Source organism: Lysobacter sp. ISL-50 (assembly GCF_018612875.1).
GTDB lineage: Bacteria > Pseudomonadota > Gammaproteobacteria > Xanthomonadales > Xanthomonadaceae > Lysobacter.
The window spans coordinates 1-8,260 of record NZ_JAGGRI010000068.1; the positions used below are offsets into that span (position 1 = coordinate 1).

Consider the following 8,260-nt stretch of genomic DNA (forward strand, 5'->3'; position numbering starts at 1 on the left):
TCGGGGCTTTCAGGTTCCTTAGAAGCTTCAAGCAAGAGCAAGATCAAACGCTAAACGCTTCCGCCATAGAGCGGCGGGTCACTTTCTTTGTCCAAAGCCACAAAGAAAGTAACCAAAGAAAGGGCTTTAGGCTGTTTCGAATCAAGAGCCACGAGTGCGATGCCGACGCAGGCAGGTCCCGCAGTGGGCATCCTGCCCACGGCGGGACCCGGCGCACGTCCATGTGCGCCGCCCTCCGGGTGTCCCTGGTCTCGCGAGTAACAAGCCGCGCCCAGCAACGGCAAAAGCAAAGCTAGACAAAAGCAACACCGAAGCCGAAGCCGAAGCCGAAGCCGAAGCCGAAGCCGAAGCCGAAGCCGAAGCCGAAGCCGAAAAAAATATTGGCAACAGCAACAGCAAAGGCAACAGCAAGGGCCGAGGTGAGGAACGAGTCAGCAACCAATCGCGCAAAACCTCGCAAACTGCCACTCGACACACCCTCGCGCCCCTCTCCCACCCCATCCCCACGCCACACCCCAAACGATTTGGGTACGCTAACCCCATGACCGCCCCACCCCCTTCCCCTCTCCCCCCCAGCGCCCTGACCATCGCCGGTTCCGACTCCGGCGGCGGCGCCGGCATCCAGGCCGATCTCAAGACCTTCGCCGCGCACCGCGTGCACGGGCTGAGCGCCATCGCCGCGCTGACCGCGCAGCACACCCGTGGGGTCAGCGCCGTGCACGTGCCCGATACCGGGTTCCTGCGCGCGCAGATCGACGCCTGCTTCGACGACTTCGACATCCGCGCGGTCAAACTCGGCATGCTCGCCACCGCCGAAGTCATCGTCGCCGTCGCCGATGCGCTCGAACACTACCGGCCGCGGTACATCGTGCTCGATCCGGTCATGGTCGCCACCTCCGGCGCGCGCCTGCTCGAAGCCTCCGCGCTCGACGCGCTGCGCACGCGCCTGTTGCCGCTAGCGAGCGTGATCACGCCGAATCTGCCCGAGGCCGAACTGCTGCTCGGCGCATCCATCGCCGATCGCGAGGCCATGCATCGCGCCATCGACGGACTGTTCGCGTTGGGCGCGCACGCGGTGCTGCTCAAGGGCGGGCACCTGCCCGGCGACGGCGATGTCGTCGATCTGTTCGCGCAACCCGGATCGGTGCGCGAGATCGCGCACTCGCGCCTGCAGGTGGACGCGCACGGCACCGGCTGCACGCTCGCTTCGGCGGTCGCGGCGAATCTGTGCCTGGGACGTTCGCTGCAAGAGGCAAGCGTCGCCGCCGCCGACTACGTGCATAACGCGCTTCGCCTGGGCTATCGGCCGGGACGCAGCGAAGTGTTGGTGCTCGATCACTTCGGAGCCGCGCCGCGTGCTTGAATCCGTCCTGGTCGGCGAATCCCCGCTGAGCGGCGCCGACGGCCATCGCTGGTCGCTGATCTCCGTGATTCCGCCGCAGCCCAGCGCCAGCCTGCTGTGGCTGCCCGCGCTCGGCGTCGCCGCGCGCAACTATCTGCCGTTCGCACACGCGCTGGCCGCCAACGGCGTCGCGGTGTTCGTGCACGAATGGCGCGGCAACGGCAGCAGCAGCCTGCGCGCCGGCCGCGACAGCGATTGGGGTTATCGCGAGCTGTTGCTCGAAGATATTCCGCTCAGCGACGCCGCGGTCGCGGCGGCGCTGCCCGGCGTGCCGCGCATCATCGGCGGCCACAGCCTCGGCGGGCAGATGGCGGGCATGCGCCTGGGATTGGCGGCGTTGCACAACGATCCGCTGATGCCGCGTTCGCTGTGGCTGGCGGCCAGCGGCGCGCCGTACTGGCGCGCGTGGCCGATGCCGCGGCGGATCGCGATGCCGATGATCTATCGCTTCCTGCCGTGGCTGGCGCAGGTCAACGGCGCCCTGCCCGGCAAACGCATCGGCTTCGGCGGCAACGAAGCGCGCAGCCTGATCCGCGACTGGGCGTTGACCGCGCTGAGCGGCCGCTACGCCGCGCACGGCATCGAGGCGGACATGGAAGCCGGCATGGCCCAGGTCGAAGTCGAGATACGCGCGGCGATCATGGACAGCGATTGGCTGGTGCCGCGGGCCTCGCTCGACTTCCTGTTGTCGAAGCTGCCGCGCTCGCGCGCCGAGACGGTGGTCTTGCGCGAAAGCGATCTGGGAACGCGGGCCGATCACTTCTCATGGATGAAGCAGCCCGACGCGGTGGCGAAGGCGTTGCTGCGCAAGTAGGCGAATCCGCACGAACCGCGCGCGAAAAGTAGCGCGAGCCGCGACCACGCAGCGACGCCGCCATCGCCCACCCCACGGTCGTGGATTGCACCGCTCCACATCCACCGCAGCAGGAAACACAACGCCGCGCCGCGCCGATTTACGCCCAACAAGCCATTTTTTACGCTGAATTTACGGCGTGACGGCCTGCACGAAATAGCGGCTTTACGCCCCATGTTCCGAGAATGACGACGTGGCCAAGACCGGCCTCGTTGCCAATTCCCGGATACACCCATGTCGTCGTCGCATCCTCTGTTCCGCCGCCGCGAGGCCGCCGCTCCGTTGCTTCTCGCCGTCTGCGCCGGCCTCGGCCTGCTCGCGCTCGGCACGCGCGCGAATGCCGCGGAAACGCCCAGCGCCAGCTTCACCGGCTCGGCCGCGCTCACCAGCGATTACGTCTGGCGCGGCAGCTCGCAGACGCAAGGCGATCCGGCCGTGCAGGTCGGCTTCAAGGCCGCCGCGGCCAATGGTTTCTACGGCTCGATCTGGGGCTCCAACGTCGAGTTCGCGCCGCAAACCCACGCCAGCAGCGAGCTCGACTTCACCGTCGGCTGGGCCGGCAAGATCGCCCAGGACTGGGCGCTGGACGTCAACGTCCTGCACTACCGCTATCCCTCGGCCACCAGCGATCTCAACTGGACCGAGCTCAACGGCACCGTGACCTACCGCGACAACTACTGGCTGTCGCTGGGTTATTCGAACGAAGCGCTGGGCAGCAAGGATCGCGGCCTCTACACGCAGATCGGCGCCCGCTTCCCGGTCAACGACGCGCTGCGCTTTGAAGCCGCGGTCGGCCACTACTTCCTCGACGACGTCTACGACCGCAGCTACAGCCACGGTCAGCTCAGCGCGATCTGGGCGGTCAAGGCGCCGTTCGAACTGCGCCTGACCGCGCACGCCACCGATCACAACGCCGAACGCATCTTCGGCGACTCCCTTGCCGGCTCGCGCATCGAAGCGGCCGTGCAAGCCTCGTTCTGACAGGGGATACGACCATGCCTGGCTGGCTTTCCATGTTGTGCGCGGTCTCGGTCCTGGTGGCCGCCGCGTATCTGTTCTACGTCGTGCTGCGTCCGGAAGACTTCTAGTCCGCGCAGCCGCAGTGCGGACCAGGACCGATCCGCATCACCTTTCCTCAGCACCCGAACACAACGACCGTTCGGGCGCGGTCCGTAGAGACGCCGGATGCGTCGCGACGGCCCCTTCATCGCCCGGTGTTTCACCATGATCGAAATCATTCTCGTATTCGCGCTGGCCGTCGGCCTGGGATGGCCGCTCGGCCTGTACCTGGCGCGGGTCATGCGCGGCGACCGCTCGCGTCTGGACGCGGTGTTCGGGCCGCTGGAGCGCACGATCTACCGCGCGCTCGGCGTCGATCCCGACCGCGGCATGAGCTGGCGCGGTTACGCGCTGGCCTTCGCGCTGAGCAATCTCGTGCTGGCGGTGCTGGTGTGGGTGTTGTTCATGACCCAGGCCTGGCTGCCGTTCAACCCGGACAACATCCCCAACATGCGCTGGGACACCGCGCTGCACACGATGGTGTCGTTCCTCACCAACACCAACCAGCAGCACTACTCCGGTCAGGCTCAGCTGAGCTATCTGTCGCAGATGGTCGGCATCGTCGGGCTGCAGGTGGTCACGCCGATGATGGGCCTGGCGATCGTGGTCGCCACCCTGCGCGGCCTGTTCGGCGGACGCCAGGCGATGGGCGCGCCCGACGCCGCGGCGCGCGAAGGCGAAACGCGCGACCTGGGCAACTACTGGGTGGACGTCACCCGCGCCACCTTGCGCTTCATGCTGCCGCTGTGCCTGGTCTGGGCGGTGTTGCTGACTTCGCAAGGAGTTCCGTCGACGCTGCAAGGCGCCGCAACGGTTTCGCCGCTCGACCAAAGCGCCGGGCTGAAAGATCAGAAGATCCCGGTGGGGCCGGTCGCTTCCATGGTCGCGGCGAAACAGCTCGGCACCAACGGCGGCGGCTGGTACGGCCCGAACAGCGCGGTACCGCTGGAGAATCCCACTCCGTTCGCCAATCTGCTGGAAACCCTGGCGCTGATCCTGATTCCGGTCGCGATGACTTTCATGATCGGCCCGTTCACCGGCCGCCGCAAACTCACCGCGCTGGTGTTCGGCAGCATGCTGATGATGTCGGTGGTCTCCACCGGCCTGACGGTGTGGTCGGAAGCGCATTCGGCCACCAACGCCGACGCGGCGCTGATGGAAGGCAAGGAAACCCGCTTCGGCGCCGGCGATTCAGCCTTGTGGGCGGCGCTGACCACCCAGACCAGCAACGGCTCGGTCAACGCCATGCACGACTCGCTGGCGCCGCTGACCGGCGGCATGGCCATGGTCAACATGTTGATCAACGCGATCTGGGGCGGTATCGGCTGCGGCCTGCAGCAGTTCCTGGTGTATCTGTTGCTGTCGGTGTTCCTGGCCGGCCTGATGACCGGACGCACGCCGGAGTTGTTCGGCCGCAAGATCGAAGCGCCGGAAGTGCGTCTGCTGGCGTTGCTGATTCTGCTGCAGCCGCTGGTCGTGCTCGGCTTCAGCGCGATCGCCCTGGCGATCCCGTCGATCACCGCCAATTCCAATCCCGGCTTCCACGGCATCAGCCAGGTGTTCTACGAGTACACCTCGGCCTTCGCCAATAACGGTTCGGGTTTCGAAGGCCTGGGCGACGCGACCTACTGGTGGAACCTGAGCTGCGCCGCGGTGCTCGCGCTAGGCCGTTATCCGGCCTTGATCGTGCCGCTCGCGGTCGCCGGCCTGTTGGCGCGCAAGCGCGTGGCGCCGGAAAGCGCCGGCACCCTGCACGCGGAAACGCCGACCTTCGCCCTGACCTTGATCGCGGTGATCGTGATCCTGACCGTCCTGCAATTCATGCCGGCGCTGGTCCTCGGCCCCATCGCCGACCACCTGACGCTGTATGCGGGCGCCGCTGCGGCGCTCAGCAGCCCCGCTCTCTGAGGTATGCCATCGTGACTGAACAAACCCATCTCGGAGTGCAGCGCCGCACCACCGCGGTCGCCGGCCTCGATGCCGCCGGCCTGCGCGCGGCGATCCTGGAATCCTTCGTCAAACTCTCGCCGCGTCACGCCGTGCGCAGCCCGATCATGGCGATCGTGCTGCTCGGCACGGTGCTGTCGGCGCTGATCACGATCTTCGTTCCGGGCAACACCGGCTTCGGCATCGCGGTCAGCGTGATCTTGCTGATCACCGTGCTGTTCGCGAACTTCGCCGAAGCCGTCGCCGAAGCGCGCGGCCGCGGCCAGGCCGCGTCATTGCGGGCGGCGCGGCGCGATCTGGTGGCGCGCAAGCTCGACACCATCGGCAAGAACGAAACCCGCGTCGCCGCCTCGACCCTGAAACCCGGCGATCGAGTGATCGTCTCGGCCAACGAGCTGATCCCGGCCGACGGCGAAATCGTCAAGGGCGTGGCGACGATCAACGAATCGGCGGTGACCGGCGAATCCGCGCCGGTGCTGCGCGAGGCCGGCACCGATCGCTCCGGCGTGATCGGCGGCACCAAGGTGCTGTCGGACGAGATCGTGATCGAAGTCAGCGCCGAACCCGGCCACAGCTTCCTCGACCGCATGATCGCCCTGGTCGAAGGCGCCAACCGGCAGAAGACGCCGAACGAAATCGCCTTGACCATGTTGCTGGCGGCGATGACGCTGACCTTTCTGATCGTGGTCGCGACCTTGCCGTTCTTCGCCGGCTTCGTCGGCGCCAGGCTCGATCCGCTGCTGCTGATCGCGCTGCTGGTCTGCCTGATCCCGACCACCATCGGCGGCCTGCTGCCGGCGATCGGCATCGCCGGCATGAACCGCGCGCTGTCGGCGAACGTGCTGGCGAAATCCGGCAAGGCGGTGGAAGTGGCCGGCGACGTCGATGTGCTGCTGCTCGACAAGACCGGCACCATCACCTTCGGCGACCGCCAGGCGACCGCGTTCCATCCGCTGGCCGGCGTCGATCGCGCGCAATTGCGCGATGCCGCGCTGCTGTCTTCGCTGGCCGACCCGACTCCGGAAGGCAAGTCCATCGTGCGTCTGGCGCGCGAGCTGCACAGCAATTCGCTCGAACCCGAGCGCGCCGACTACATCCAGTTCAGCGCGCAGACCCGCATGTCCGGCGTCGATCTGCCGGAGGATTACGCGGGCGGCGCGCGCTCCATCCGCAAGGGCTCGGGCGATGCGATCGGCAACTACGTGCGTTCGCTCGGCGGCGAGGTCATCCCGGAACTCAATGCCCGCATCGAGCAGGTCGCGCGCAGCGGCGCCACGCCGCTGGTCGTGGCCGAAGGCCGCTACGTGCTCGGCGTGATCGAGCTGTCGGACGTGGTCAAGCACGGCGTCAAGGAACGCTTCGCGCGTCTGCGGGCGATGGGCGTGCGCACGGTCATGATCACCGGCGACAACCCGCTGACCGCAGCGGCGATCGCGGCCGAGGCCGGCGTGGACGACTACATCGCCGAAGCGCGCCCGGAAGACAAGCTCGCCCGCATCCGCGCCGAACAGGCCGGCGGCCGTCTGGTGGCGATGGTCGGCGACGGCACCAACGACGCGCCGGCGCTGGCCCAGGCCGACGTCGGCCTGGCGATGAACTCGGGCACGCAGGCAGCGAAGGAAGCCGGCAACATGGTCGATCTGGATTCCGATCCGGCCAAGCTGCTGGCGGTGGTGGAAGTCGGCAAGCAGCAGTTGATCACCCGCGGCGCGCTGACCACGTTCTCGCTGGCCAACGACGTGTCGAAGTATTTCGCGATCCTGCCGGCTCTGTTCGCCGCGGCGATTCCGCAGATGGCCGCGCTCAACGTCATGCATCTGTCGAGCCCGACCCATGCGGTGCTGGCGGCGCTGATCTTCAACGCGATCATCATCCCGGCCCTGATCCCGCTGGCCCTGGCCGGCGTGCGTTTCAAGCCCGCCACCGCGGTCTCGCTGCTGCGCCGGAACATGCTGGTCTACGGCCTCGGCGGCGTGCTGCTGCCGTTCGTGGCGATCAAGCTCATCGACTTGGCGCTGGTGGCGATCTTCTGAACCGCCGCGCCCTACAGAGCCCCTCTCCCGCTTGCGGGAGAGGGGTTGGGGTGAGGGCCAAGCGAAACCAGCAAGGCCCGACCTAATCAACAGGACAACGAAATGAACACTTCCACCACTCAAGCCGCCAGCATCGACGACCGCATTGCGCTGCGCACACCGTTGCTGTTCGCCGCCGTCGCCCTGCTCGGCTTCGGCCTGCTGTACTCGCTCGCCGGCACCGCGCTCGGCCGCGTCGCCTTCCCGTGGCAGGCCACCGGTTCGATCATCGAGCACGACGGCCATGCGGTCGGCTCGGCGCTGATCGCCCAGCCCTTCCTCGATGCGAAGTATTTCCAGGCGCGCCCCTCGGCGGCCAAGTACGATCCGACGGCCGCATCGGGCAGCAACCAGGCGCGCAGCAATCCCGACCTGCACAAACGCATCGCCGACGACACCGCGGCGATCGCCCGGCGCGAAGGCATCGCCGTGAGCGAAGTCCCGGCCGAACTGGCCACTCAATCCGGCGGCGGCCTCGACCCGCACATCTCGCCCCGCGCCGCGCAGGTGCAGGCCGCGCGCGTGGCCAAGGCGCGCGGCGTGGATGCGGCCAAGATCAAGGCCTTGATCGCCGCGAACACTGAAGCGCCGCAGTTCGGTGCGCTTGGGCAGGCGCGGGTGAATGTGCTGCGGCTCAATCTGGCTCTGGATGCGGCGCGCTGATTCGGTGCTCATAGCGGCGCGGCCATTGCCGTTGCCGTTGCCGTTGCCGTTGCCGTTGCCAAGATTTTGCTTTGCCTTTGCTTTGCCTCGCTTTGCGCTGTCTTTGATTCGCCTTGCCTTTTCTTCGCCTTAGCTTTTGTCGTTGCTGGGCGCCGCTAGTAACTCGCGAGACCAGGGACACCCGGAGGGCGGCGCACATGGACGTGCGCCGGGTCCCGCCGTGGGCAGGATGCCCACTGCGGGACCTGCCTGCGCAGGCACCGC

8 protein-coding genes are annotated in these 8,260 nt (G+C 67.3%); 7 read left to right on the top strand and 1 reads right to left on the bottom strand.

Annotated elements, in window-relative coordinates; translation table 11 throughout:
- Positions 1 to 292: 292 nt before the first annotated feature.
- Complete coding sequence (locus J7J50_RS24365; protein WP_215060575.1) at positions 293 to 442, bottom strand: hypothetical protein; 150 nt, start codon at positions 440 to 442, stop codon at positions 293 to 295.
- A gap of 99 nt (positions 443 to 541) precedes the next feature.
- On the opposite strand from J7J50_RS24365, the gene thiD reads away from it, so the two are divergent.
- From thiD to kdpC, 7 genes are all read left to right on the top strand, one after another.
- On the top strand, positions 542 to 1,363 hold the full coding sequence (gene thiD, locus J7J50_RS24370; RefSeq protein ID WP_215060577.1) for a bifunctional hydroxymethylpyrimidine kinase/phosphomethylpyrimidine kinase: 822 nt from the start codon (positions 542 to 544) through the stop codon (positions 1,361 to 1,363).
- Positions 1,356 to 2,216, top strand: a complete 861-nt coding sequence (locus tag J7J50_RS24375; protein ID WP_343222572.1) for an alpha/beta fold hydrolase — start codon at positions 1,356 to 1,358, stop codon at positions 2,214 to 2,216. The genes thiD and J7J50_RS24375 overlap by 8 nt, the downstream gene beginning before the upstream one ends.
- Before the next feature lie 273 nt (positions 2,217 to 2,489).
- Positions 2,490 to 3,236, top strand: a complete 747-nt coding sequence (locus J7J50_RS24380) for a TorF family putative porin (protein ID WP_215060579.1) — start codon at positions 2,490 to 2,492, stop codon at positions 3,234 to 3,236.
- 14 nt (positions 3,237 to 3,250) lie between these two features.
- Positions 3,251 to 3,343: a potassium-transporting ATPase subunit F gene (locus tag J7J50_RS24385; protein WP_057943452.1), complete on the top strand. Its 93-nt coding sequence runs from the start codon at positions 3,251 to 3,253 to the stop codon at positions 3,341 to 3,343.
- A 136-nt stretch (positions 3,344 to 3,479) separates the two neighbouring features.
- Entirely contained in the window at positions 3,480 to 5,222 is a 1,743-nt protein-coding gene (kdpA, locus tag J7J50_RS24390) for a potassium-transporting ATPase subunit KdpA (protein ID WP_215060582.1), read from the top strand.
- Between the two features lie 35 nt (positions 5,223 to 5,257).
- Complete coding sequence (gene kdpB / locus J7J50_RS24395; protein WP_215060605.1) at positions 5,258 to 7,294, top strand: potassium-transporting ATPase subunit KdpB; 2,037 nt, start codon at positions 5,258 to 5,260, stop codon at positions 7,292 to 7,294.
- Between the two features lie 102 nt (positions 7,295 to 7,396).
- Positions 7,397 to 7,996, top strand: coding sequence for a potassium-transporting ATPase subunit KdpC (kdpC, locus tag J7J50_RS24400; protein WP_215060584.1), 600 nt, complete (start codon positions 7,397 to 7,399; stop codon positions 7,994 to 7,996).
- The last annotated feature ends 264 nt before the right edge of the window (positions 7,997 to 8,260 follow it).

Bases quoted from the DNA above. Each gene is read 5' to 3' on its own strand.
- J7J50_RS24380 (WP_215060579.1), top strand. From the start codon at position 2,490: ATGTCGTCGTCGCATCCTCTGTTCCGCCGCCGCGAGGCCGCCGCTCCG.
- thiD (WP_215060577.1), top strand. From the start codon at position 542: ATGACCGCCCCACCCCCTTCCCCTCTCCCCCCCAGCGCCCTGACCATC.
- J7J50_RS24385 (WP_057943452.1), top strand. From the start codon at position 3,251: ATGCCTGGCTGGCTTTCCATGTTGTGCGCGGTCTCGGTCCTGGTGGCC.
- kdpA (WP_215060582.1), top strand. From the start codon at position 3,480: ATGATCGAAATCATTCTCGTATTCGCGCTGGCCGTCGGCCTGGGATGG.
- kdpC (WP_215060584.1), top strand. From the start codon at position 7,397: ATGAACACTTCCACCACTCAAGCCGCCAGCATCGACGACCGCATTGCG.